This is a genomic window from Curtobacterium sp. ME-Dv--P-122a, from assembly GCF_030209645.1.
GTDB lineage: Bacteria > Actinomycetota > Actinomycetes > Actinomycetales > Microbacteriaceae > Curtobacterium > Curtobacterium flaccumfaciens.
The window spans coordinates 1-24,294 of the sequence record NZ_JARVRO010000001.1 but is presented as its reverse complement, the minus strand read 5'-3'; the positions used below and the strand labels follow the sequence as shown (position 1 = coordinate 24,294).

At 71.1% G+C, this 24,294-nt stretch carries 21 protein-coding genes; 16 read left to right on the top strand and 5 right to left on the bottom strand.

Translation table 11 applies throughout. The features are described from left to right. Nucleotides 1-16 precede the first annotated feature (16 nt). The 4 genes from QRN49_RS00105 to QRN49_RS00090 form a co-directional block, all read right to left on the bottom strand. Entirely contained in the window at nucleotides 17-1,246 is a 1,230-nt protein-coding gene (locus QRN49_RS00105) for a putative hexosyltransferase (protein WP_284753158.1), read from the bottom strand. Between the two features lie 150 nt (nucleotides 1,247-1,396). Further along, on the bottom strand, nucleotides 1,397-3,277 hold the full coding sequence (locus QRN49_RS00100; RefSeq protein ID WP_282819840.1) for a glycoside hydrolase family 2 protein: 1,881 nt from the start codon (nucleotides 3,275-3,277) through the stop codon (nucleotides 1,397-1,399). A 104-nt stretch (nucleotides 3,278-3,381) separates the two neighbouring features. Next, nucleotides 3,382-3,837 carry a MaoC/PaaZ C-terminal domain-containing protein gene (locus tag QRN49_RS00095; protein ID WP_027466555.1) on the bottom strand — a complete coding sequence of 152 codons (456 nt, stop codon included), beginning with the start codon at nucleotides 3,835-3,837 and terminating at the stop codon, nucleotides 3,382-3,384. Between the two features lie 20 nt (nucleotides 3,838-3,857). Then, nucleotides 3,858-5,330 (bottom strand): CYTH and CHAD domain-containing protein, encoded by a 1,473-nt coding sequence (locus QRN49_RS00090; protein WP_284753154.1) that lies wholly within the window; start codon nucleotides 5,328-5,330, stop codon nucleotides 3,858-3,860. Nucleotides 5,331-5,457: 127 nt separating this feature from the next. Between QRN49_RS00090 and QRN49_RS00085 the strand changes: the two genes are divergently transcribed. Continuing rightward, on the top strand, nucleotides 5,458-6,807 hold the full coding sequence (locus tag QRN49_RS00085) for a phosphotransferase (protein WP_284753152.1): 1,350 nt from the start codon (nucleotides 5,458-5,460) through the stop codon (nucleotides 6,805-6,807). 75 nt (nucleotides 6,808-6,882) lie between these two features. Here QRN49_RS00085 and QRN49_RS00080 read toward each other — a convergent pair whose 3' ends face one another. Then, nucleotides 6,883-7,233, bottom strand: a complete 351-nt coding sequence (locus QRN49_RS00080; protein ID WP_027466553.1) for a DUF1844 domain-containing protein — start codon at nucleotides 7,231-7,233, stop codon at nucleotides 6,883-6,885. Between the two features lie 314 nt (nucleotides 7,234-7,547). Here QRN49_RS00080 and infC point away from each other — a divergent pair, with 314 nt between their 5' ends. The 15 genes from infC to tyrS all read left to right on the top strand — a co-directional run bounded on the left by infC (nucleotide 7,548) and on the right by tyrS (nucleotide 23,759). Continuing rightward, nucleotides 7,548-8,222, top strand: coding sequence for a translation initiation factor IF-3 (gene infC, locus QRN49_RS00075; RefSeq protein ID WP_081827403.1), 675 nt, complete (start codon nucleotides 7,548-7,550; stop codon nucleotides 8,220-8,222). Between the two features lie 60 nt (nucleotides 8,223-8,282). Next, nucleotides 8,283-8,477: a 50S ribosomal protein L35 gene (rpmI, locus tag QRN49_RS00070; protein WP_017887976.1), complete on the top strand. Its 195-nt coding sequence runs from the start codon at nucleotides 8,283-8,285 to the stop codon at nucleotides 8,475-8,477. Nucleotides 8,478-8,504: 27 nt separating this feature from the next. Then, nucleotides 8,505-8,888, top strand: a complete 384-nt coding sequence (rplT, locus tag QRN49_RS00065; protein WP_017887975.1) for a 50S ribosomal protein L20 — start codon at nucleotides 8,505-8,507, stop codon at nucleotides 8,886-8,888. A gap of 65 nt (nucleotides 8,889-8,953) precedes the next feature. After that, nucleotides 8,954-9,805 (top strand): TrmH family RNA methyltransferase, encoded by an 852-nt coding sequence (locus QRN49_RS00060; RefSeq protein WP_071405146.1) that lies wholly within the window; start codon nucleotides 8,954-8,956, stop codon nucleotides 9,803-9,805. Between the two features lie 96 nt (nucleotides 9,806-9,901). Continuing rightward, nucleotides 9,902-10,942 carry a phenylalanine--tRNA ligase subunit alpha gene (gene pheS / locus QRN49_RS00055; protein WP_071405145.1) on the top strand — a complete coding sequence of 347 codons (1,041 nt, stop codon included), beginning with the start codon at nucleotides 9,902-9,904 and terminating at the stop codon, nucleotides 10,940-10,942. Beyond that, complete coding sequence (pheT, locus tag QRN49_RS00050; protein ID WP_284753120.1) at nucleotides 10,942-13,434, top strand: phenylalanine--tRNA ligase subunit beta; 2,493 nt, start codon at nucleotides 10,942-10,944, stop codon at nucleotides 13,432-13,434. Before pheS ends, pheT begins: the two co-directional genes overlap by 1 nt. Nucleotides 13,435-13,511: 77 nt before the next feature. Next, a complete protein-coding gene (locus tag QRN49_RS00045; protein WP_284753118.1) occupies nucleotides 13,512-14,609 on the top strand; it encodes an N-acetyl-gamma-glutamyl-phosphate reductase in 1,098 nt (365 codons plus the stop codon). After that, the gene (gene argJ / locus QRN49_RS00040; protein ID WP_284753116.1) at nucleotides 14,606-15,805 is read left to right on the top strand and encodes a bifunctional glutamate N-acetyltransferase/amino-acid acetyltransferase ArgJ; all 1,200 of its coding nucleotides are present in this window, start codon (nucleotides 14,606-14,608) and stop codon (nucleotides 15,803-15,805) included. Before QRN49_RS00045 ends, argJ begins: the two co-directional genes overlap by 4 nt. Next, nucleotides 15,805-16,857, top strand: coding sequence for an acetylglutamate kinase (gene argB / locus QRN49_RS00035; protein WP_284753115.1), 1,053 nt, complete (start codon nucleotides 15,805-15,807; stop codon nucleotides 16,855-16,857). The genes argJ and argB overlap by 1 nt, the downstream gene beginning before the upstream one ends. Then, nucleotides 16,854-18,077 (top strand): acetylornithine transaminase, encoded by a 1,224-nt coding sequence (locus QRN49_RS00030; protein ID WP_284753112.1) that lies wholly within the window; start codon nucleotides 16,854-16,856, stop codon nucleotides 18,075-18,077. Before argB ends, QRN49_RS00030 begins: the two co-directional genes overlap by 4 nt. Then, nucleotides 18,074-18,997 (top strand): ornithine carbamoyltransferase, encoded by a 924-nt coding sequence (gene argF / locus QRN49_RS00025; RefSeq protein WP_284753110.1) that lies wholly within the window; start codon nucleotides 18,074-18,076, stop codon nucleotides 18,995-18,997. The genes QRN49_RS00030 and argF overlap by 4 nt, the downstream gene beginning before the upstream one ends. 18 nt (nucleotides 18,998-19,015) lie before the next feature. Then, a complete protein-coding gene (locus QRN49_RS00020) occupies nucleotides 19,016-20,212 on the top strand; it encodes an argininosuccinate synthase (protein WP_259588971.1) in 1,197 nt (398 codons plus the stop codon). A gap of 38 nt (nucleotides 20,213-20,250) precedes the next feature. Further along, nucleotides 20,251-21,687 carry an argininosuccinate lyase gene (gene argH, locus QRN49_RS00015; RefSeq protein WP_284753106.1) on the top strand — a complete coding sequence of 479 codons (1,437 nt, stop codon included), beginning with the start codon at nucleotides 20,251-20,253 and terminating at the stop codon, nucleotides 21,685-21,687. After that, the gene (locus tag QRN49_RS00010) at nucleotides 21,684-22,382 is read left to right on the top strand and encodes a DNA-3-methyladenine glycosylase (protein WP_209135948.1); all 699 of its coding nucleotides are present in this window, start codon (nucleotides 21,684-21,686) and stop codon (nucleotides 22,380-22,382) included. The genes argH and QRN49_RS00010 overlap by 4 nt, the downstream gene beginning before the upstream one ends. 63 nt (nucleotides 22,383-22,445) lie before the next feature. Beyond that, the gene (gene tyrS, locus QRN49_RS00005; RefSeq protein WP_284753100.1) at nucleotides 22,446-23,759 is read left to right on the top strand and encodes a tyrosine--tRNA ligase; all 1,314 of its coding nucleotides are present in this window, start codon (nucleotides 22,446-22,448) and stop codon (nucleotides 23,757-23,759) included. Nucleotides 23,760-24,294: the final 535 nt, after the last annotated feature.

The window sequence follows — 24,294 nt, the reverse complement described above, 5'->3', positions numbered from 1 at the left end:
CGCTGCCCAGCGCCGCTCACGGGTACCCGAGGAACCACAGCAGCACGACCGCGACCGGCTGCAGGCACACCCCGACGACCAGCCACGTCACCGCCCGCCGCCGTGTCCCCACGAACACGTCCGACCCGAGCAGCGGCGCCATCGGCATGAGCAACCGTGGCAACGACTGCTGCGGGAGGAACACCGCCACCAGGTACAGCCCGTAGGAGGCTGTGAACGCGAGCACGTCGGCACCCAGGGCCCTGGTGCTCCTGCGCGAGAAGAACCACACCGCGCCGGCGAGGACCACCACGACGAGCACGATGCCGAGCGGCCCGAGCCACGTCGACGCCATCGTGAACCACGGCGTCAGCGGCGCGAAGTGCTGGCGACCGACGAACCCCACCCACCACGACAGCTCGGTGTCCAGGTAGGCGTTCGGCCGCCCCGTCACGGCCGTCGCGATGACGGGCCACGCCAGTCCCGCAGCCGCGACGACCAGGCCGGTCACCACGATCGCGATCCGGTCACGCCACGGGAACACTTCGGCAGCGCGACCCATGCGGTGCGCTCCGACCCACCGCAGGACCAGGTGCACGGCCAGTGCCAGCGCCAGCGCGAGGACCCCGGGCTTCGTGAACGCCGCCACGACACCGAGCGGCGCGATCAGCCAGTACCGACGCCGCACAAGCGCCAGCAGCGCGCCGAACAGCAGCACGAGCAGCAGGCTCTCCGCGTAGGCGACCTGCAGCAGGAACCCCGTCGGCGCGAACGCGAACAGGGCCGTCGCCCAGCGGGCCCGGTGCGAGCACCCGACGGCGAGCACCAGCCGGTACAGCAGCACGCAGGCACCCGCTCCGGCGATCGACGCCACCACGACCCCGGCGACCCAGAACGAGGCGCCGGTCAGTGTCATCAGGATCCGCACGACCGCGGGGAACACCGGCAGGAACGCCCACGCGTTCGGCAGGACGTGCCCGGAGTCGTCGACCGGCAGCGTTGCCGGGTACCCGTGCTCGGCGATGGTCCGGTAGAACGAGGCGTCCCACGAGCCCGAGAACGTGAAGAACGAGGGATCCTGCCGGTACGAGGCGAACGGCCAGCCGTTCGCGGTCGCCAGCAGGTACACGGTCGCCAGCAGCACCGTGCTGACCACCCGCGAGGCCGCCCAGATCAGCAGCGGTGTTGTCCAGGCGCTGTGCCGTCCGGTCAGCAGGCTGCGGAACCCCCGCCGGGAGGCCCGGCTCGCTTCCGCCACGCTCGTCACCCGCCCGATCCTCCCAGATCGCAGGCCGCGCCCCGCATCGCGGGCCGCCACCCGCCCGGCGCGAGGCAACCCGTGTGCATCGTGAGCAGGAATGGTCGGGTCCGCCTGCCGGACCCGACCATTCCTGCTCACGAAGTGCGGGCCTCCCGGCTAGCGCTCCGTGACCGCGCGACGGATCTGCTCGATCGGGACCTTCGGGGAGCGGTCTGCGTTGAGCAGGCCGTTCGTCTCCTGCATGGTGTCGGTGAGCTGCGTGTAGCAGGACCCGGCGAGGAACGAGCTCGCGCGGATCGCGTCGTACAGCGCGGTGATGCGGGCCACCCAGTCGTCGCCGTCAGTGGCCGACGTGTAGCCCCAGCCGTCCTCGCGCTGGACGCCCGGCTGGTAGTTCACGCCGCCGAACTCGGTGAGCATCACCGGCTGGCCGAGGTCCTCGGCGCCGCCGACGAGGATGCGACGGTCCGCCGGGCCGATGCCACCGAGGAGTCGGGTCCGTGCGGTCTCGTCCGCGTAGGTGGCAGCGAGCCGGGGTCCGTCGCCCTCGTAGTCGTGGATCGTGACGATGTCGGAGTTCGTGTGCTCCCACCCGTCGTTGGAGATCACCGGACGCGTCGGGTCCAATGCCCGCGTGACGTCGGCGAGGGCCCGGGCGTAGGCCTGCTGGGCGGGGTCGGTGGCGATGTGCTGCACACCCCAGCTCTCGTTGGCGGGCACCCACGTGACGATCGACGGGTGCGAGGCGTCACGCTCGACGGCGTCCATCCACTCGCGCATCAGACGTTGCACGGCGCGGGGGGAGAACGCGTAGGCGCCGGGGGCCTCGCCCCACACCAGGAGTCCGAGCCGGTCGGCCCAGTACAGGAACCGGGGGTCCTCGATCTTCTGGTGGTTGCGGGCCGCGTTGAAGCCGAGCTCCTTGATGAGTTCGACCTCGCGGCGGAGTGCCTGGCGGGACGGGGCGGCGATGTGCGACTCGGGCCAGTAGCCCTGGTTCAGGACGCTGCGGACGTCGTGGCGTCGGCCGTTGAGCAGGAACGCGCCGCCGTCGACCCCGACCGTCCGGATCCCGAAGTAGCTGGCGACCGCGTCGAGCGCGCCCGTGCCCACCCGCGTGCCGTTGCCGGAGCGCGCCAGCAGCGTGACCGTGGCGTCGATCAGCCGTGGCGTCTCCGGCGTCCAGTGCAGCTCGTCCTCGGCCTGCCCGTTCGTCTGCCGCGCGATCGGCACGACCACGTCGAACTCGTCCCCGGTCTCGCCGACGGTGGTCTCGATCGTGGCGAGGTGCTCGTCGCGGTCGTCCCAGCGGGCCTCGACGCGCAGGCGCTCGCCGCCGGTGCGGTGACCGTCGAGTCGGACCGTCAGCCGCATGGTCGCGTGGTCGACGTTCGTCCAGCGCAGGGACGCGATCGAGGCGGGTGGCACGGCCTCGAGCCAGACCGTCTGCCAGATCCCGGTGGTCCGGCGGTACCAGATCGCGTGCGGGTCCTCGTGCCAGTCCTGCTTGCCGCGCGGCTGGGTCAGGTCGTGCGGGTCGTCCTCGGCGCGGACCACCAGGGTGTGCACGGCGTCGGCGTCCGTGGTCAGCGCCTCGGTGACGTCGAAGGAGAACGGGGTGTGGCCGCCCTCGTGCTCGCCGATGAACTGCCCGTCGATCCAGACGCGGGCGCGGTGGTCGACGGCGCCGAAGTGCAGCACGAGTCGAGGGGCGCCGGTGCCGAACCCGGCGGCGTCGAGCTCCGAGCGGGTGATCGCGCGGGAGTACCAGACCACGGGGTGGAACCCGGGCTCGTCGATGCCCGAGGCCGGGGACTCGGGCGGGAACGGGACGACGATGTCCCGGGCGTCGGTGAAGCCGGTGCGCCAGGCGTCGTCGTCGCCGTCGTTCCGGAACGACCACGTGCCGTCGAGGTCGGCCCAGGCGGTGCGGAGCATCTGCGGCCGGGGGTACGTGCCGTCCTGCCGCGAAGCGAGGGGGAGGCCGGGGGCGGAAGCGGAGTCAGGTGCGGCCACGATGCCGTCGAGCGTGCTCATGCGTCCATGCTCCCGTCCTGGTACATCGTTGTAAAGGGCTCGTTGTAAAGAGGGAGTCGGGATTGCGCAGAGCAGGCTCCGCAGGGCGCTCGTCGAGCGGTCGCTCAGTCGATCGCGGCGTCGCGCGTGAGCACCATGACGTCCATCCGTCCCTGCTGGACGACCACGCCGTGCTGGTTCCGCAGGGCCACCGCCCGTTCGACGATCCCGGTCGTCCCCGAGCTCGTCAGCCGGGTGCCGAGGACCTCGACGGTGCAGGTCACGGTGTCGCCGATGAACACGGGCTCGGTGAACCGCCACTGGTCGATCCCGAGCAGTGCCACCGCGGACCCCTCGAAGACGCCCGTGCGCGCGATGAGCCCGAGGCACAGCGAGGTGCCGAGCAACCCGTGCACGATCCGCTGCCCGTACCGGGTCTTCCCCGCGAACTCGACGTCCGTGTGCACCTGGTTGTTGTCGTTCGTCCACGAGGCGAACGACACAACGTCCGCCTCGGTGATGGTGCGCCCCGGCGTCGTGAAGGTCTGTCCGGCAGCGAGGTCCTCGAAGTAGTGCGGCACGGCCCGATTCTCGCACCCGGTCAGAGCCGCGCGAGCAGCTTCCGTGATCGGCGCAGGCCCTGCGTGCTGGCCGCCTGCTCGGTCGTCGCGAGGACGCCGTACCCGAACGTGTCCTCGCCGTGCTGCGCTGCCACGGCTCCCAGCCGTCGGTACGCATCGGCGGCGTGTGCGGCGTCGAGCGTCTCGCCGAGGGTCTCCTGCACCCGTCGCAGTCGACCGAGCCGGCGCTTCCCGACGTCGGGCACGTCACCGGCCGCCTGCAGGGCGTAGCGCAACCGGCGCGCGGCCTTCCGGACCTCGTGCAGGGTGTCGAGGTCATCGCTCGGATCACCCAGCAGCCGACCGACGCGTGCCCGCTCGTGCCGGATGCGCCGGGCGGCGAACGTGGCCGCGTCGTCGTCCGCGTGCGGGCCGGCCGGTGCCCGCAGCAGCAGGTCGTCGAGGGCATCGAGTGTCCGGAACCAGGCGTCGGAGCGCAGCGATCGCCGGAGTTCGGCCGCAGCGACGTTGCGACGTTCCGCGGTCTCCGACGCGATGCGGTCCAGGGTCTCGGCGTCCACGTACCCGTCGGGGGCGTGTGCCGCCGACCGGGACAGGCCGGCGTGCAGCACCTCGGCGTCGCGAGCGGTCCCGGCGATCCGTCCGGTCTCGGCCAGGGCGGCACGGAGTTCCTCGGTCGCCTGACGGTCGAGCGCGCCGCGGAACGCCGCGAGCACGCTCCGCAGGCGGCGCAGCACCTTCCGCAGGTCGTGCACGGCCTCGGGCTCGTCGGCTCGGACCCGGGGGTCCGCCGCGACGAGGTCGCGCCGCAGGGCATCGAGCACCCGCAGGACCAGCCCCGCGGCGGTGTCCGGCCGGGGGCGCTTCGCTCGGCCGCGTCGGCGCTCCGGGGCGGGCTCCGGGCCGCGGGGGAGCGGAACCGACGAGACGTCCACGGGATCGGTCGCCGCGTCGTGCAGCGCTCGTTCGGCCGCTCGTGCCGTGGCGCCGTCGCGTCCGTCGTCGGTCAGGGCCCACCACCGCGACGACCGCAGCACGGTGGTGTCCGGGTCACCATCGTCCACGCGCACGTCGGCGACCTCGGCCCGCACCCGGCCGTCCCTGCCGCGGAGGGTCACGAGCGTCGTGGTGGTGTCACGGACCAGGACGGTCCGAAGCGGACGACCACGCAGGAACACCTCGACCGCGTCCCGTGGGGGATCGTCGGACGCGCCGTCGAGCGGTTCCGGGCCGACCCCGTGAGCACCCCGGTCGATCGTCCAGGTGTCGTCCGGCAAGCGTGTGAGCACGACCCCCTCGGCAGCGAGCACCCGGTCGTCGGAGTCCCACACCGTCTCGCGCACCGTCACCGCTCCGTGGCGGCGGACGTCGGCGGCGAACGGCTCGAGTGCGGGGAGTCTGCGGTCGTCGAGGATCCGCCAGGTCCGGCGGGGGTCGGGGAGCGCACGTGCAGCGTCAGCGGCGGGAGGAGGAGCGGCAGCGGATCGGGGCATGCCGCAAGTGTCGTCCGACGCACCCGTGTCAGACCGGGGGCAGCGGGTTCTGTGGACAGAGCCCTGCCCGTCCCGTCCTGTGGGGGACTCGGCACCTCGCCAGGCCCCGGCGCGTAGGTTCCGCTGCATGAGCGACGGAGCACCCAGCGCCCCCGACACCCGCGCGGACACGAGCGCAGACGCCAGCGCAGACACCAGCGCAGACGCCAGCGCAGACGCCAGCGCCCCCGACACCAGCACGCCGAGCGATCGCGACCTCGAGTCCTGGATCGCCGACCGCCGCTGGTACGCCTCGAAGGGATCCGTGCCACGCCTCCGGACGATCTCGACCGACGACGGGACCCGGCTGGTGCTCGACGAGGCCCCCGCGGTCCCCGTCCTCTACCAATCACCGATCACCAGCGGCCCCGACGGCGCGCTCGTCGACGCCACCACCGACCTCGCGTGGGTGTCGGCACTCGCCGCACGCATCGACGCGGCACCGGACAGCCTCAGCCCGATCGGTCGGGTCACCGCGGCCCGCGTCCTGACGGGTGAGCAGTCCAACACATCGGTCATCTGCGACACCGAGTCCGGCGACCGCGTGATCATCAAGGTCTTCCGCGTGCTGCACCACGGCGACAACCCCGACGTGACCACGCAGCTCGCCCTCACGGCGGCGGGCAGCACGCGCGTGCCGCGGGTCTACGGCGCCCTCCGCGCCGACTGGCCCGACGTCGGACGCCCGGACGGCACGGCGACGGGTCACCTCGCCTTCGCCCAGGAGTTCCTCCCCGGGCTCGACGACGCCTGGCGCGTCGCCCTGCAGGAGGCGCAGGCCGGCACCCCGTTCGGTGACCGCGCCGAGCAGCTCGGCACCGCGCTCGCCGACGTGCACCGCACACTCGCCGGAGAGCTGCCGACGGAACCGGCAGACGCACCCCGACGGGACGCCGCCGTCGCGACGATGCACGCCCGACTCGACACCGCTGCCCGCGAGGCCCCGGCCGTCGCCGACCACGTCGATGCCGTCCGCGCGGTCTACGCCCGTGCCGCCGACGCGACGTGGCCGGACCTGCAGCGCATCCACGGTGACCTGCACCTCGGACAGGTCCTGTCGGCACCGGATCCCCGTGGCTGGGTCTTCCTGGACTTCGAGGGCGAACCCCTCCGCCCCCTCGACGAACGCTCGCTGCCGGACGTCACCCTGCGCGACGTCGCGGGCATGCTCCGCTCGTTCGACTACGTCGCGGGTGCGCTGGCGCACGACGCCGAACCGGTCGACGCGGCCGCCTGGGCGGCCGAGGCGCGGGCCCGCTTCCTCGAGGGCTACCGGCGGGGCACCGGCGCGGACCTCGCCGCCCACAGCGCACTGCTCGACGCCTTCGAGCTCGACAAGGCGGTCTACGAGGTCGTCTACGAGACCCGCAACCGACCCGACTGGGTCGGCATCCCGCTCGCGGCCGTCGCGCGCCTGGTCGGCGACAGCGGGTCCTGACCGCGAACCACGAACGGACGGGAGGCCCGTGGCGACACCGCCACGGGCCTCCCGTCCGTCACCGGGTGACGTCGTCTAGTTGACGGGACCCGTGTACTTCTCGCCCGGTCCGGCACCGATCGGGTCCGGGATCGCCGACGCCTCGCGGAAGGCGAGCTGCAGCGAACGCAGCCCGTCGCGGAGCGGACGTGCGTGGTGGTCGCCGATCTCGGTCGCGGCTGCGGTGACGAGGCCGGCCAGCGCGGTGATGAGCTTCCGCGCCTCGTCCAGGTCGGTCTGCTCCTGCGGGTCGTCTGCCAGGCCCACCTTCACGGCCGCGGCACTGAGCAGGTGCACCGCAACGGTGTTGATGAGTTCGACCGCCGGCACCTCCGCGATGTCCCTGGCGGCGTCGATGCCGGTGTCGTCGATCGGGGTGTCGCTCACGGTGCTCCTCTGCTAGGCTTGCTCGCGGCAGATGCTGTCCGTGTGCCGTCAGTTCCCTTGACATCAGTTCTCCTGAGATCAAGATCCTCGACAACACCCGGACGGTGTCACGAAAGAGGAGTCTCTCCCACCCGCGGCCGCGTTCCACCAGGCTACCGGGTCACCACCGCTCCGCGAGTGCACGTGTTGCACCCGTCGGTCGGATCCCACGGATCCGATGCAGGGCGGCTGCCGAACGGGTCGACATCCCGTGCGTCAGATCTCCTCTCTCGTGCTGTCGTCCAGGGCAAACGCCCCGGACGGCCACCACCTGATTGAAGGAGCTCCGCATCACCGATCCCCGTACCAACGACCGAATCCGCGTTCCCGAAGTCCGACTCGTCGGTCCGCAGGGTGAGCAGGTCGGCGTTGTCCCGATCGCCATGGCACTGCGTCTCGCGCAGGAAGCCGAACTGGATCTGGTCGAGGTCGCGCCGAACTCGAAGCCGCCCGTGGCCAAGATCATGGACTACGGCAAGTTCAAGTACGAAGCCGCTCAGAAGGCCAAGGAAGCCCGTCGCAACCAGGTGAACACGGACCTGAAAGAGGTCCGTTTCCGCCTGAAGATCGACGTGCACGACTACGAGACGAAGCGCAAGCGCGCCGAGGGGTTCCTCCTCGGCGGCGACAAGGTGAAGGCGATGATCCTCTTCCGTGGCCGCGAGCAGTCGCGTCCGGAGCAGGGTGTCCGTCTCCTCCAGAAGTTCGCGGAAGAGATCGCCGAGTTCGGTGTCGTCGAGTCGCGTCCGACCCAGGACGGTCGCAACATGACGATGATCATCGCCCCGCTCAAGAACAAGTCCGACGTCAAGGGCGAGCAGAACGCCAAGCGTGCTGCACAGAAGGCCGAGCGTCGTGCCACCGAGCACGCCGCGAAGGGCAAGGACGAGGCCGAGGCCGGTTCCACGTCCGAGGCAGCTGCGGAATCCACGGACGCCGCGGCCGAATAGGTCCCCGGACCGAACCCGCAACGACGCGGCCCCCCATCCATCCCACGGAAAGGCACCACCATGCCCAAGCAGAAGACCCACTCCGGGTCGAAGAAGCGCTTCAAGGTCACCGGTACCGGCAAGATCATGAAGCAGCAGGCCGGTATGCGTCACAACCTCGAGGTCAAGAGCTCCAAGCGCAAGGCCCGCCTGAACGAGGACCAGGTCCTCTCCAAGGGTGACGCGAAGAACGTCAAGAAGCTCCTCGGCCACTGAGCCCCCGGATCGTAAAGGAATAGTGCAATGGCACGAGTAAAGAGAGCGGTCAACGCCGCCAAGAAGCGCCGCGTCATCCTCGAACGCGCCGAGGGCTACCGCGGCCAGCGTTCGCGCCTGTACCGCAAGGCCAAGGAGCAGGTCACCCACTCCCTCGTCTACGCGTACCGCGACCGTCACGCGAAGAAGGGCGAGTTCCGTCGCCTGTGGATCCAGCGCATCAACGCTGCGTCACGTGCGAACGGCCTGACCTACAACCGCCTCATCCAGGGTCTCAACCTGGCCGGCGTCGAGGTCGACCGTCGCATCCTCGCCGACCTCGCGGTGAACAACCCCGAGACCTTCACCGCGCTCGTCGAGACCGCGAAGAAGGCCCTCCCGGCCGACACCTCGGCCCCGAAGGCTGCGTAGTCAGTTCTTCTGCTCGCGAAACCCCCGCCGCACGGCGGGGGTTTCGTCGTTCCTAGACTTGGGTCGTGAGCGATCTCCTCGAGAACCCCCGTGCCGGACGCGTGAAGGCCGTTGCGGCCCTGGCCAAGAAGGACGTCCGGGCCGAGACCGGCCTGTTCCTGCTGGAAGGGCCCCAAGCCGTCCGCGAAGCGCTGGAGTACGCCCCGGAGCTCCTGCGCGAGCTCTACGTGACGCCGACCGCCGCAGCCCGCTACGGGCTGGACGACGCGCCGGTGGACACCTGGTTCGTGACCGAGCAGGTGCTCGACGCGATGGCCGACACGGTCACCCCGCAGGGCGTGGTGGCGGTGTGCCAGCAGTTCCCGACGTCGGTGAAGGACGTCTTCCCGGACCGCGCTGCGGCCGCCGCCGACCGGGAGGCCCGTGATGCGTCCGACGAGCAGGCCGCGTTGCCCGGACTGGTCGCCATCCTCGAAGAGGTCCGGGACCCGGGGAACGCCGGCACGATCATACGGGCCGCCGACGCGGCCGGCGCCGACGCGGTGGTGCTGACCGGACGCTCGGTCGACCCGTACAACCCGAAGGTCGTCCGGTCGACGACCGGGTCCCTGTTCCACGTCCCGGTGTCCGTCGGCGTGACCCTGGCCGACACGATCGAGCGGGCGAAGGCCCTCGGCTACACGGTGCTCGCGGCGGACGTCTCCGGCGACGACCTGCCGGTGGTCCGCGCCGAGGGGATGCTCGACGGACCGACCGCGTGGGTCTTCGGCAACGAGGCCCGCGGACTCACCGCCGACGACCTGGCGCTCGTCGACCGGGCCGTCAAGGTGCCGATCTACGGGCAGGCGGAGTCGATGAACCTCGCCACGGCCGCGTCGGTGTGCCTGTACGAGTCGGCCTTCGCGCTCCGGAGCTGACGCTCCTCCCTCCCCAGGCCGGTCGTCGGCATCGGTCATCCACCGTCCGCTCGGTGCAGGTGGGTGGTATCCCGACGGCCGGTAGGCTTGGGTCTCGTGTCAGAACCTCTCGAGATCAGCGAATCGGCCGTCGCCGACGCGGTGGACGCGGCCCTCGCCGCCGTCCGTGCCACGACGACGGTCGCCGAACTGAAGCAGGCCAGGGCCGAGCACACCGGTGAGCAGTCACCGTTGGCGCGGATGAACGCATCGATGCGCAGTGTGCCGCCGGAGCAGAAGGCCGCGGCGGGCAAGCTCGTCGGGCAGGCCCGTGGGCGGGTGAACGCGGCGATCGCCGAGCAGGAATCCGTCCTCGCGGTGGCCGAGGAACACGCACGGCTCGAAGCCGAGCGCGTCGACGTCACCGCGTTGCCGGTCCACCGCGCCACCGGCTCCCGCCACCCGCTCTCGCTGCTGAACGAAGCCGTCGCCGACATCTTCGTCGGCATGGGGTGGGAAGTGGCAGAAGGCCCCGAGCTCGAGCACGAGTGGTTCAACTTCGACGCCCTGAACTTCGACCAGGACCACCCGGCCCGGGCCATGGCGGACACGATCTTCGTCGAGCCCGTCGACCGGCACCTGGTCATGCGCACCCACACCTCGCCGGTGCAGGTGCGGTCGCTGCTGTCGCGTGACCTCCCGCTTTACGTGATCGCGCCCGGTCGCGTCTACCGTGCCGACGAGCTCGACGCCACGCACCTGCCGGTCTTCACCCAGGTCGAGGGCATCGCGATCGACAAGGGCCTGACGATGGCGCACCTGCGCGGCACGCTCGAGCACTTCGCCCGGCAGATGTTCGGCGCCGAGGCGCAGATCCGGCTCCGCCCGAACTACTTCCCGTTCACCGAGCCCAGCGCCGAGATGGACGTCTGGCAGCCGAACGCCAAGGGTGGCGCGCGGTGGGTCGAGTGGGGTGGCTGCGGCATGGTGAACCCCAACGTCCTGCGTGCCGCCGGCATCGACCCGGACGAGTACCAGGGCTTCGCGTTCGGCATGGGCATCGAGCGGACTCTGCAGTTCCGCAACGGCCTGAACGACATGCGTGACTTCCTCGAGGGCGACATCCGCTTCTCGCAGCAGTTCGGAACGGTGGTCTGATGCGCGTCCCACTCCGTTGGCTCGGTGAGTCCGTCGACCTCCCCGAGGACGTCACCCTCGAGCACGTCCACGCGGCGCTCGTGTCGGTCGGCTTCGAGGAAGAGGACGTCCACACCTTCGACCTGACCGGTCCCATCGTGGTCGGTCGGGTCCTCGAGCGCGTCCCCGAGCCGCAGAAGAACGGCAAGACCATCAACTGGTGCCAGGTGGACGTCGGCGAAGCCGAGCCCCGCGGCATCGTCTGCGGCGCGCACAACTTCGACGTCGGCGACCTCGTCGTCGTCACGCTGCCCGGCGCAGTGCTGCCGGGGCCGTTCCCGATCGCCGCCCGCAAGACCTACGGGCACGTGTCCGACGGCATGATCGCCTCGGCCCGCGAGCTCGGGCTGGGCGACGAGCACGACGGCATCCTGCGCTTCGCCGACCTCGGCATGGACCCCACCGTCGGTGCCGACGCCATCGCGCTCCTCGGCCTCGACGACGCCGCGGTCGAGATCAACGTCACGCCGGACCGCGGCTACGTGCTCAGCATGCGTGGTGTCGCCCGTGAGTACGCGCACGCCACCGGAGCCAGCTTCCACGACCCCGTCGACCGCGTCGCGCCGCGTGCGGCCGAGGGCTTCCGGGTCACGATCGACGACCAGGCCCCGGTGCGGGGTCGGGTCGGAGCGTCGACGTTCGTCACCCGCGTCGTCCGCGGGATCGATCCGGCCGCGAAGACACCGTCCTGGATGGTGTCGCGTCTGTCGCTGGCAGGGGTGCGTTCCATCTCCCTGCCCGTCGACATCACGAACTACGTCATGTTCGAGCTCGGCCAGCCGCTCCACGGCTACGACCTGCAGACCATCGCGGGCGGCCTCGGCGTGCGCCGGGCGACCGCTGGCGAGACGCTCGAGACCCTCGACGGCGCCGTTCGGAAGCTCGACCCCGAAGACCTCGTCATCACCGACGACGACGGTCCCGTCGGCCTCGCCGGCGTCATGGGCGGAGCCCGCACCGAGATCTCGGCGAGCACCACCGACGTCCTGATCGAGGCCGCCGGGTTCGACCAGGTCTCCATTGCCCGCACCGCTCGTCGCCACAAGCTCCCCAGCGAGGCATCCCGTCGCTTCGAGCGCGGGGTCGACCCGCAGGTGGCCGAGGCCGCGGCGAACCGTGCCGTCGAGCTCCTCGTCGAGCTCGCCGGCGGCACCGCTGACGCCCTCGGGTCCACGCTCGTCGACACCGAGCCGCGGGCGACCGTGACGATGCGCCTCACGCGTCCGGCCGAGCTCGTCGGCGTCGAGTACACCGACGCCGAGGTCATCGACACGCTCCGCGCGATCGGCGCGACGGTCGAGACCGACGGTGAGCAGCTCGCGGTCACGCCGCCCACCTGGCGTCCCGACCTGACCGACGACACCACCCTCGTCGAAGAGGTCGCGCGCATCGTCGGCTACGACCGGATCCCGAGCGTGCTGCCGGTCGCCCCGCCCGGCCGTGGCCTGACCCGGCACCAGCAGGCTCGTCGTCGGGTCGCCTCGGCGCTGGCCGCGGCGGGCCTGACCGAGGTCGTCACGGCGCCGTTCGTGTCGGCCGCCACGCAGGACGCCTACCCGGGGATCGACCCGCAGGGCGGACCGAGCGTCGTGCTCGCGAATGCCCTGGACAGCGAGCAGAACCTCCTGCGCCGGAGCGGCGTTCCGGCCCTGGTCGACGCCGCCCGTCGCAACGTGTCGCGCGGGCTCGTCGACGTCGCGCTCTACGAGACGTCCCGGGTGTTCCTGCCGGTGACGGGCGTGACGCTCGGCACCGACGAGGTCCCGGCGGGCGCCACCCGGCCCGACCGTGCGACGCTCGAGGCGCTGGACGCCTCGCTGCCCGCCCAGCCCTTCCACGTCGCCGCACTGCTCACCGGCCACCGGGTCGTCAAGCAGCCCGGCACCACGGCGGAACCGTTCGGCATCGCCGACGCGATCGACGTTGCCCGCCAGGTCGCCTGGGCCGTCGGTGTGGAACTCACCGTCGCGCAGACGACCCACCCGTCCCTGCACCCGGGCCGGGCCGCGTCGCTGCTCGTCGACGGCACGGTCGTGGGCGTCGCCGGTGAGCTCCTGCCCGAACTGGCCGAGGCCGCCGTCCTGCCCCGGGTGGTGGCGGTCGTCGAGCTCGACCTCGACGCGCTCGTCGCCGCTGCCCCGGAACTCGTCGCGGTCGCGCCGATCGTCTCCTACCCGGCGGCGACGCAGGACCTCTCGCTCGTCGTCGATGCCGGCGTGCCGGCCGGTGACGTGCTGGATGCGGTGCGCTCTGGCGCCGGAGACCTGTTGGAGTATGCTCGGCTCGTGGATGACTACCGGGGCTCCGGCGTGGACGAGGGACAGAAGTCCCTGACGTTCGCGCTGCGCTTCCGTGCCACGGACCGCACGCTGACCGCTGCCGAGGCCACCGAGGCCCGTGACGGCGCTGTCCGACGTGCCGGCGAGCGATTCGGGGCGACCCTGCGCGACTGACCCACACGGGATCAGCACCGCCCGGGGTCGCCGCCTCCGACTCTCTCGACGACCAGTCCGACCAAAGGTGGAATCCCATGTCCGTATCCGTCGCCGTGGCGGGAGCCTCCGGCTACGCGGGTGGTGAGCTCCTGCGCGTGCTCTCCGCCCACCCCGAGTTCGAGGTCAGGACGGTGACGGCGTTCTCGAACGCCGGACAGCCCCTGATCGCGACGCAGCCGCACCTCCGTTCCCTGTCGCACCTGACGCTGACGGAGACGACGGCCGAGACGCTGCGCGGGCACGACGTGGTGTTCCTGGCGCTGCCGCACGGGCAGTCGGGTGGGATCACCGCGGAACTCGGCGACGACGCGCTCGTCATCGACTGCGGCGCCGACCACCGGCTGACGGACCCGGCGGCGTGGGAGCGGTTCTACGGCGGTGACTACTTCGGCGCGTGGACCTACGGGCTGCCCGAGCTCCTGCTCGCGGCGCCCACCCCGGGTTCGGCCGATGAATGGCGCGAGGTCGACGACATCGCGTCGCAGGGCAAGCAGCGTTCCGCCCTGGTCGGCACGAAGCGCATCGCGGTCCCCGGATGCAACGTCACCGCGGTGACGCTCGGCATCCAGCCGGGCATCCAGGCCGGCCTCGTCGAGTCCGACGACCTCGTCGCGGTGCTCAGCGTCGGCCCGAGCGGCGCCGGCAAGAAGCTCAGCACCACCTACCTGGCCTCCGAGATCATGGGGTCCGCCAGCGCCTACGCCGTCGGTGGCTCGCACCGGCACGTCCCCGAGATCCAGCAGAACCTGCAGGTCGCGGGGGCCGCCGACGTGACGATTTCGTTCACGCCGGTCCTGGTCCCGATGTCGCGGGGGATCCTGGCGACCACCACCGCGAAGCTCTCGCCCGGCGTCAGCGCACGCGACGTCCGGCTCGCCTGGGAGCAGGCCTACGCCGACGAGCCGTTCGTCCACCTGCTGCCCGAGGGCGAGTTCCCCCGGGTCGCGGACACGATCGGTGCGAACACCGCGCTCGTCGGCATCGCCGTCGACGAGGCCGCAGGCCGCGTCGTCGCGGTGACCGCGCTCGACAACCTCGCCAAGGGCACGGCCGGCGCCGCGGTCCAGTCGGCGAACATCGCCCTCGGTCTCCCCGAGACCACGGGCCTCAGCGTGGACGGAGTCGCACCGTGACCGACGCAGGCACGACCACCCAGACCGAGCCGGGCCTCCAGGGCGTCACCGCGGCAGCGGGCTTCCGCGCCGCCGGTGTCACCGCAGGCCTCAAGACGAGCGGCAAGCCGGACGTGGCCCTCGTCGTCAACGACGGTCCCGACGCGGCCGTGGCGGCCGTCTTCACCAGCAACCGAGCCCAGGCGCACCCCGTCATCTGGTCCCGCCAGGTCGTCGGGGACGGCGTCGCCCGTGCCGTCGTCCTGAACTCCGGCGGCGCGAACTGCTTCACCGGCCCGTTCGGCTTCCAGACCACGCACCTGACGGCCGAAGCCGCGGGCGACGCCCTCGGGATCGGAGCCGGCGACGTCGTCGTCTGCTCCACCGGGCTCATCGGAGTGGGCGACCAGACCTTCCGCGACAACGTGCTCCGCGGCGTCGACCTGGCGAGCGCCGCACTCAGCAGCGACGGCGGTCCGGATGCGGCGACCGCGATCATGACGACGGACACGAAGGCCAAGCAGTCCGTCGTGACCGAGGACGGCTGGACCGTCGGCGGCATGGCCAAGGGTGCCGGGATGCTCGCCCCGGGCCTCGCGACGATGCTCGTCGTCATCACGACCGACGCCGTGCAGACGCCGGACCAGCTCGACCAGGCGCTCCGTGCCGCCACCCGCATCACGTTCGACCGGGTCGACTCCGACGGCTGCATGTCCACGAACGACACCGTCGTGCTGCTGTCGTCGGGTGCGAGTGGCGTGACGCCCGAGGTCGGTGACTTCCAGGAAGCCCTGACCGCGGTCTGCGCCGATCTGGCCCGCCAGCTGCAGCAGGACGCCGAGGGCGCGAGCCACGACATCGCGATCGAGGTCGTGCACGCCGCGACGGAGGACGACGCCGTGACCGTCGGCCGGAGCGTCGCCCGGAACAACCTGTTCAAGGCGGCCGTCTTCGGCAACGACCCGAACTGGGGCCGGGTGCTCGCGGCGATCGGCACCACCGACGCCGAGTTCGACCCGTACGCGGTGGACGTCAGCATGAACGGCGTCCGGGTCTGCCACGCGGGCGCACCCGACGAGCCGAGCGACGCCGTCGACCTGACGCCGCGTGACACCCACGTGCGCATCGACCTCGGTGTCGGCACGCACTCGGCCACGATCCTGACCAACGACCTCACGCACGACTACGTGCACGAGAACAGCGCGTACTCCAGCTGATGGCGGCGGACACGAACGGGGCCGGTACGCCCCTCACGAAGGAAGAAGAACACGAGTTCGCCGCGGTCAAGGCCGCGACGCTCATCGAGTCGCTGCCCTGGCTGAAGCGCTTCTCGGGCAAGGTCGTCGTGGTCAAGTTCGGCGGCAACGCCATGGTGAACGAGGACCTGAAGCGCGCCTTCGCCGAGGACATGGTCTACCTGCGCTACGCCGGCCTGCACCCCGTCGTCGTGCACGGCGGGGGGCCGCAGATCTCCGCCGCCCTCAAGGAACAGGGCATCGAGTCCGAGTTCCGCGGCGGCTACCGCGTCACGACGACCGAGGCGATCACCGTCGTCCGCGACGTCCTGGCCGGCGAGGTCAACCGCGAGATCGTCGACTTGATGAACGAACACGGCGAGGGCCTGGCCGTCGGCGTGTTCGGCGACGGCGGCTCGTTGTTCACCGGCGAGAAGAAGGGCGTCGTCGTCGAAGGGCAGGAGTACGACCTGGGCCACGTCGGGGACATCACCCACGTCGACCCGTCGGGTGTGCTCGCCGCGATCGAGGCCGGCCGGATCCCGGTCGTCTCGAGCATCGCCATCGACGACGCGCACCCCGACCAGGCACTCAACGTGAACGCGGACGCTGCGGCGGGTGCCCTGGCGATCGCGCTGCGGGCCTCGAAGCTCATGATGCTCACCGACGTCCCCGGCCTGTACCGCAACTGGCCCGACCGTGACTCGATCGTCGACCTCATCGCGGTCGACGAACTCCGCGAACTCCTGCCGAGCCTCGAGTCGGGGATGATCCCCAAGATGACCGCGTGCCTCGACGCCGTGGTCGGCGGGGTCGGCGGTGCGACGATCATCGACGGCCGGATCCCGCACTCGATCCTGCTCGAGGTCTTCACCCTGCGGGGTGCGGGCACCGAGGTGATCCCGGACCCGAGCCGACGAACCGAGAACCAGATGACCCACGCCGAGATCGGCCGTCGCGTGGCGTCGCCGTCGATCGACAGCAGTACCGGCCAGCACGTGGCGGGTACGGACGAGAAGGGACACCAGCAGTGAGCACCGAGACGCAGACCGAGACCTGGAACGACCGGTTCGGGGCGTCGCTCATGCGATCCCTGACCCCGCCCAAGATCATGCTCGAGCGTGGCCAGGGCTGCCGCGTCTGGGACGTCGACGGCAACGAGTACCTCGACTTCCTCGCCGGCATCGCGGTGAACTCGCTCGGCCACGCGCACCCCGCCCTGGTGGAGGCGATCGCCGACCAGGCCGCGAAGCTCGTGCACGTGTCGAACTACTTCGCCACCCCGCCGCAGCTCGAACTCGCCGAGCGCCTCAAGCGCATCACCGGTGCGGGCGACGCCGGCCGTGTCTACTTCGGTAACTCCGGTGCCGAGGCGAACGAGGCCGCGTTCAAGCTGGCCCGCCTCAACAAGGGTGCGGACGGCACGAAGACCCGGATCCTCGCGCTCAAGCAGGGCTTCCACGGGCGCACGATGGGTGCCCTCGCGCTCACCGGCAAGCCCGCGCTGCAGCAGGACTTCCTGCCGATGATCCCGGGCGTCGAGCACATCGACACCTCGATCGAGGCGCTCGAAGCGTCCATCGACGACTCCGTCGCCGCCCTGATCCTCGAACCGATCAAGGGTGAGGCCGGCGTGGTCGACCTGCCCGAGGGCTTCCTGCTGGCGGCACGCCGACTGACCGCGGAGCACGGCGCACTGCTGATCCTCGACGAGATCCAGACGGGTGTCGGCCGGACGGGCAACTGGTTCGCGTTCCAGGGCCACGGGGTGACGCCGGACGCCATCACCGTCGCGAAGGGCATCGCCGGGGGCTTCCCCATCGGCGCCCTCGTCACGTTCGGCTGGGCGTCCGACCTGTTCTCGGCCGGCCAGCACGGGTCGACGTTCGGCGGCAACCCGCTCGGCACCCGCGTCGCCAACGCGGTGCTCGAGGAGATCGAGCGTGCGGAGCTCGTCGCCAGCGCAGTGGTCAAGGGCGAGCGGATCCGTGACGGCATCCGCGCCATCGGGTCCCCGCTGGTGGAAGAGGTCCGTGGCACCGGCCTGCTCATCGGCGTCGGTCTGACCGGTCCGATCGGCCCGGCCGTCAACGCAGCCGCCCTCGAGCGCGGCCTCATCATCAACGCCCCCAACGAGTCGAGCCTGCGCATCGCGCCGCCGCTCATCGTGTCCGATGCCGAGATCGACGAGTTCCTGTCGATCCTCGCCCAGAGCCTCGCGGCCGTCGCCGCAGCGCAGGAGCCCACCGCATGACCCGCCACTTCCTCCGCGACGACGACCTGAGCCAGGCCGAGCAGTCCGCGATCCTCGACATCGCCGACCGCATGAAGGCCGACCGCTGGGCGGAGAAGCCGCTGGCCGGTCCGCAGAGCGTCGCGGTGATCTTCGACAAGTCGTCGACCCGAACCCGGGTGTCCTTCCACGTCGGCATCTCCGACCTCGGCGGCAGCCCGCTGATCATCTCGACGGCGAACAGCCAGCTCGGCGGCAAGGAGACCCCGTCGGACACCGCCCGCGTGCTCGAGCGCATGGTGTCGGCGATCGTGTGGCGCACCTACGGTCAGGCCGGGCTCGAGGAGATGGCCGCCGGCACGACGGTCCCCGTCGTCAACGCGCTGTCCGACGACTTCCACCCCTGCCAGCTCCTCGCCGACCTGCTCACCATCCGGGAGCACCGCGGCGCCCTCGCCGGGCAGACCGTGGCGTTCATCGGCGACGGTGCGAGCAACATGGCGCAGTCGTACCTGCTCGCCGGGGCGACGGCGGGCATGCACGTCCGCGTCGCCGCACCCGCCGAGTTCTCCCCGTCGGCGCAGGTCGTCACCGACGCCGAGGAACGCGCCGCCGTGACGGGCGGCTCCGTCCTCGTGGTGAGCGACCCGGTGGCCGCGGTCGCGGGTGCCGACGTGGTCGTCACCGACACCTGGGTGTCGATGGGCAAGGAGTCCGAGAAGCAGTCGCGCCTCGACACCTTCGCGGGGTACCGCGTCGACGACGCGCTCATGGCGCACGCCGCCGACGACGCCGTCTTCATGCACTGCCTGCCGGCCGACCGGGGGTTCGAAGTGACCGCCGACGTCATCGACGGCCCCCGCAGCATCATCTGGGACGAGGCGGAGAACCGTCTGCACGCCCAGAAGGCGTTGCTGGCCTGGCTGCTCGCCAACGACTAGCCGACGGATCGGACACCAGTGGCTGACCGCGTCGTCCTCGCGTACTCCGGCGGTCTCGACACCTCCGTCGGGATCGGCTGGCTGCGCGACGCCACCGGCAAGGACGTCGTCGCACTCGTGGTCGACGTCGGCCAGGGCGGCGAGGACCTCGAGGCGGTCCGGCAGCGTGCGCTCGACTGCGGCGCCGTCGAGTCACTCGTCGTAGACGCCAAGGACGAGTTCGCCGACGAGTACATCGTGCCGGCGCTCCGGGCCAACGCGCTCTACCAGAAGCGGTACCCGCTCGTCTCGGCACTGAGCCGCCCGCTCATCGCGAAGCACCTCGCGCTGACGGCGAAGCAACTCGGTGCCGACAGCGTCGCGCACGGCTCCACCGGCAAGGGCAACGACCAGGTCCGCTTCGAGGCAGCCGTCGCGGCGATCGCACCGGACCTGCGGACCGTCGCACCGGTGCGGGACCTCGCCCTGACCCGCGACCGCGCCATCGCCTACGCGCAGGAGCACCGGCTGCCGATCCAGCACTCGGAACGGGAGCCGTGGTCGGTCGACCAGAACGTGTGGGGCCGAGCGATCGAGACCGGGCTCCTCGAGGACCCGTGGACCGCCCCCGCCGCCGACCTCTACGCGACCACGCAGGACCCGGCGCTCCCGCAGCAGCCCGACGAGGTCACGATCACCTTCGACCGCGGTGTCCCGGTCGCCCTCGACGGGCAGCGGTTCAGCGTGCTGCGCATGGTGCAGGAGCTCAACGCGGTCGCCGGCAAGCACGGCGTCGGGCGGATCGACGTCGTCGAGGACCGGGTGGTCGGCATCAAGTCGCGCGAGGTCTACGAGGCGCCGGCCGCGATCGCGCTCATCGCTGCGCACGAGGAGCTCGAGAGCCTCACCCTCGAGCGCGACGTCGCCCGGTTCAAACGCGGCGTCGAGTCCGAGTGGGCCGACCTGGTCTACGACGGCCTGTGGTTCGGCGGACTCAAGCGCAGTCTCGACGCCTTCGTCGAGCACACCCAGCAGCACGTCTCCGGCGACGTCCGGTTGCGGCTGCAGGGCGGGCGTGCCACCGTGACGGGCCGTCGGTCGGAGCAGAGCCTCTACGACTTCGACCTGGCGACGTCGGACACCGGCGACGCGTTCGACCAGTCCGTGTCCAGGGGGTTCATCGAGCTCTGGTCACTGCCCAGCAAGATCTCCGCCCGCCGTGACGCGGCGAACTGACCAACAGCCGCACCACAGACGAAACGACGCAGGACGACATGACCGACGAGAAGACCGACGCCACCAACACCGGTGCCCTCTGGGGCGGCCGCTTCGCCGACGGCCCGAGTGCGGCCCTCGCCGCGCTCTCGAAGTCGACGCACTTCGACTGGCAGCTCGCGCCGTACGACATCGCGGGGTCCCGAGCCCACGCCCGAGCGCTGCACACCGCGGGCTACTTGACCGCCGACGAGCTCGAACGCATGCTCGCCGGCCTCGACCGGCTCGAAGCGGCGCACGTCGACGGGAGCCTGCAGCCCGACGACTCCGACGAGGACGTCCACGGCGCCCTGGAACGCCTGCTCATCGCCGACCTCGGTCCCGAGCTCGGCGGCAAGCTCCGCGCTGGTCGGAGCCGCAACGACCAGATCGCCACCCTCGGTCGCATGCACATGCTCGACCACGGGCGGCGCATCGGCCGGCTCGTGATCGACCTCGTCGACGCGATCACCCAGCAGGCGACCGAGCACCCGGCCGCGATCATGCCGGGCCGCACGCACCTGCAGCACGCGCAGCCCGTGCTCCTGGCCCACCACCTGCTCGCGCACGCCTGGCCGCTCGTCCGCGACCTCGAGCGCCTCCGCGACTGGGCCGGCCGCGCGAGCGTCAGCCCGTACGGCGCCGGTGCGCTGGCGGGCAGTTCGCTCGGTCTCGACCCCGCCGCGATCGCCGCGGAGCTCGGCTTCGACCGCCCGGCGGACAACTCGATCGACGCCACGGCCGCCCGCGACGTCGTCGCCGAGTTCGCGTTCGTCCTCGCGCAGATCGGCATCGACGTCTCGCGCCTGTCGGAAGAGGTCATCCTCTGGAACACGAAGGAGTTCGGCTTCGTCCGGCTCCACGACGCCTTCTCGACCGGCTCGAGCATCATGCCGCAGAAGAAGAACCCTGACATCGCCGAGCTCGCCCGGGGCAAGTCCGGGCGCCTGATCGGCAACCTGACCGGGCTCCTCGCGACCCTCAAGGGCCTGCCGCTGGCCTACAACCGCGACCTGCAGGAGGACAAGGAGCCGGTCTTCGACTCCGTCGCCACGCTCGAGGTCCTGCTGCCCGCGTTCACCGGCATGATCGCGACCCTGACCTTCGACACCGACCGGATGGCCGAGCTCGCGCCGCAGGGGTTCTCGCTCGCGACGGACGTCGCCGAGTGGCTGGTCCGCCAGGGGGTCCCGTTCCGGGATGCGCACGAGGTCTCCGGCGCGCTCGTCCGGTACTGCGAGGAGCGCGGCATCGAGCTCGACGAGCCGACCGACGAGGAGTACCGGTCGGTGTCCGAGCACCTCACGCCCGACGTCCGTTCCGTCCTGACCATCGAGGGCAGCGTCGCATCGCGCTCCGGCGTCGGGGGCACCGCACCCGACCGGGTCGCCGAGCAACTCGCGTCCGTCACCCGCCGCGTCCGCGACCTGGCCGAGGGCGCACCCTTCTCGCGATGACCGAGGGGATCGCCGCGCTGCTCGCCGAGCCCGCCCCGATCGCCGCGCCGGCCCTGCTCGGTGCGACCATCGCGGGGCGCGGCGTAGCGCTCCGCATCACCGAGGTCGAGGCCTACTCCGGCCCCACCGATCCGGGATCACACGGTCACCGGGGTATGACGGAGCGCAACCGCCACCTCTTCGGTCCGCCCGGCACGCTGTACGCCTACCGCTCGTACGGCATCCACACCTGCGTCAACGTCGTGAGCGGGCCGGCCGGCACCTCGTCGGGCTCCCTGCTGCGCGGTGCGCAGGTCGTCGAAGGACTCGACGTCGCGCGAGCGCGTCGCGGGTCGAAGGTCGCGGACGTCGCCTTGGCACGCGGGCCCGGCAACCTCGGTGGTGCGCTCGGAGCGGTCCTCGGGCAGGACGACGGCACGTCGCTCCTCGACGGGTCCGGCCCGTTCGTGCTCACCCTGGCACCCGGCCTGGAGGCCCGGGTCGCCTCCGCCGGACCGGCCCACGTGATCGACGAGCTCCTGTCCGAGACCCTGGCCGGTCCGCCCGCGAGCGCTGCGGTCCCACGGATCTCCCGCGGCCCGCGCACCGGCGTCGGCGGCATCGCCGGCGGGGTGCGGTACCCCTGGCGCTTCTGGCTGACGGGTGACCCCACGGTCTCGACGTACCGACGGCACAAGGGCGCCCTCGACTCGTGAACCCGGCCACGGGCCTCCCGGCTGCCGCGCCTGTCGGACGTCCGTCGCCGCTACGATGGCGGGGTGTCCAGTGATACCGCTCAAGACGTCCTGACGCGCCAGCAGAACGACCCCGCCTTCGACTCGGTGTGGGACGAACTGCAGTGGCGCGGGCTGGTGCAGGTCTCGACCGACGAGACCGCGCTGCAAGAGGCCCTCGACGGTGAACCGATCACGTACTACTGCGGCTTCGACCCCACCGCGCCGTCGCTGCACTGCGGCAACCTCCTGCAGCTCCTGACCATGCGTCGGCTGCAGCTCGCGGGGCACAAGCCGCTCGCGTTGGTGGGCGGGTCGACCGGTCTCATCGGCGATCCGCGTCCCACAGCCGAGCGCACGTTGAACACGCCGGAGACCGTGGCGGAGTGGGTGTCCCGACTGCAGGCACAGGTGTCCCGGTTCCTCAGTCCGGACGGCGACAACGGCGTCCGCCTGGTGAACAACCTCGACTGGACCGCACCGTTGTCCGCGATCGACTTCCTGCGCGACGTCGGCAAGTACTTCCGCGTCAACTCGATGCTCAAGAAGGATGCGGTGGCCGCGCGCCTGAACTCCGATGCAGGGATCAGCTACACCGAGTTCAGCTACCAGATCCTGCAGGGGCTCGACTACCGCGAACTCTGGCGACAGTACGGGTGCACGCTGCAGACCGGTGGGTCTGACCAGTGGGGCAACCTGACCTCGGGCACCGAGCTCGTCCGTCGTGCCGAAGGTGCCACGGTGCACGCCCTCGGGACCCCGCTCATCACGAACTCCGACGGCACGAAGTTCGGCAAGAGCGAGGGCAATGCGATCTGGCTCGACGCCGAGATGACCTCGCCCTACGCCATGTACCAGTTCTGGCTCAACACGACCGACGCCGACGTGATCGCCCGGCTGCGGCAGTTCACGTTCCTGACGCGCGCCGAGATCGAACGACTCGAGCAGGCCGTCGCCGACGAGCCCTTCCGACGAGAGGCCCAGCGGACCCTGGCCTTCGAGGTCACCTCGATCGTGCACGGAGTGGCGGCGACCCAGGCGGCGATCGATGCCGCGGCCGCGCTGTTCGGCAACGGTGACCTCGGTGCGCTCGACCCGGAGACCCTGCGGTCGGCGATCGCCGCGCTGCCGGGGTCGGTCACGCTCGACTCCGGAGCGGACATCGCACGGGCACTCGTGGAGACCGGACTCGTGAAGTCCCTCGGTGAAGCCCGCCGCGCGATCGACCAGGGCGGCGTCTCCGTGAACAACGTCCGGGCCGAGGACCCGGCCGCCCCGCTGTCCGACCTCGCCCTGCCCGGGGGAGTGCTCGTCCTCCGTCGTGGCAAGAAGACCCTCGCCGGAGTGACGCTCGCCTGATCCCGGTTGCTCGACCCCTGTGATGCCCGGTTCCCCTGTGGAACCGGGCATCGCTGCGTCCGGGCGACGCGTGTTGCACAACGCGACACGCCCGGGATGGGGGCTGGCTTGGCGCACTCGCTGAGGGCTGCGTATAGTTCTTACTCGTCACCCCAAAGGTGCGGCGGAGCGGCTGGAGCGAAAGCCCAGAGCACGTCGGCCCTCAAGCGGGACCATCCTCCACTGAAGTTCAGATCGGGCCTTGCGCCGGATCGCTTCGACGCCTAGGATGACAAGCCCACCGGTTCTCTCCCCTCGGGATGAGCCACTGGACCTCCGGGTCCGACGAACAACCGGTGGCAAGCCAAGAACACAAGCCTTGTGGCTGAAGCTCGAACTCGAGCCGAGGAGCAAGTGCGTCTGGTCCTTGAGAACTCAACAGCGTGCACATTGTCAATGCCAATTTATTGATTGACCTCGTGCCTGGTCGGCTTGCTGACTGGGTCATGAAGCAATTCCTTTTGGATTGAAGATTGTCAGTAGACAGTCAACAGTC

Bases quoted from the DNA above. Each gene is read 5' to 3' on its own strand.
- QRN49_RS00010 (WP_209135948.1), top strand. From the start codon at position 21,684: ATGACCGAGGGGATCGCCGCGCTGCTCGCCGAGCCCGCCCCGATCGCC.
- rpmI (WP_017887976.1), top strand. From the start codon at position 8,283: ATGCCCAAGCAGAAGACCCACTCCGGGTCGAAGAAGCGCTTCAAGGTC.
- argF (WP_284753110.1), top strand. From the start codon at position 18,074: ATGACCCGCCACTTCCTCCGCGACGACGACCTGAGCCAGGCCGAGCAG.
- QRN49_RS00045 (WP_284753118.1), top strand. From the start codon at position 13,512: ATGTCCGTATCCGTCGCCGTGGCGGGAGCCTCCGGCTACGCGGGTGGT.
- QRN49_RS00085 (WP_284753152.1), top strand. From the start codon at position 5,458: ATGAGCGACGGAGCACCCAGCGCCCCCGACACCCGCGCGGACACGAGC.
- QRN49_RS00090 (WP_284753154.1), bottom strand. From the start codon at position 5,330: ATGCCCCGATCCGCTGCCGCTCCTCCTCCCGCCGCTGACGCTGCACGT.
- argH (WP_284753106.1), top strand. From the start codon at position 20,251: ATGACCGACGAGAAGACCGACGCCACCAACACCGGTGCCCTCTGGGGC.
- argB (WP_284753115.1), top strand. From the start codon at position 15,805: ATGGCGGCGGACACGAACGGGGCCGGTACGCCCCTCACGAAGGAAGAA.
- rplT (WP_017887975.1), top strand. From the start codon at position 8,505: ATGGCACGAGTAAAGAGAGCGGTCAACGCCGCCAAGAAGCGCCGCGTC.
- pheT (WP_284753120.1), top strand. From the start codon at position 10,942: ATGCGCGTCCCACTCCGTTGGCTCGGTGAGTCCGTCGACCTCCCCGAG.
- QRN49_RS00100 (WP_282819840.1), bottom strand. From the start codon at position 3,277: ATGAGCACGCTCGACGGCATCGTGGCCGCACCTGACTCCGCTTCCGCC.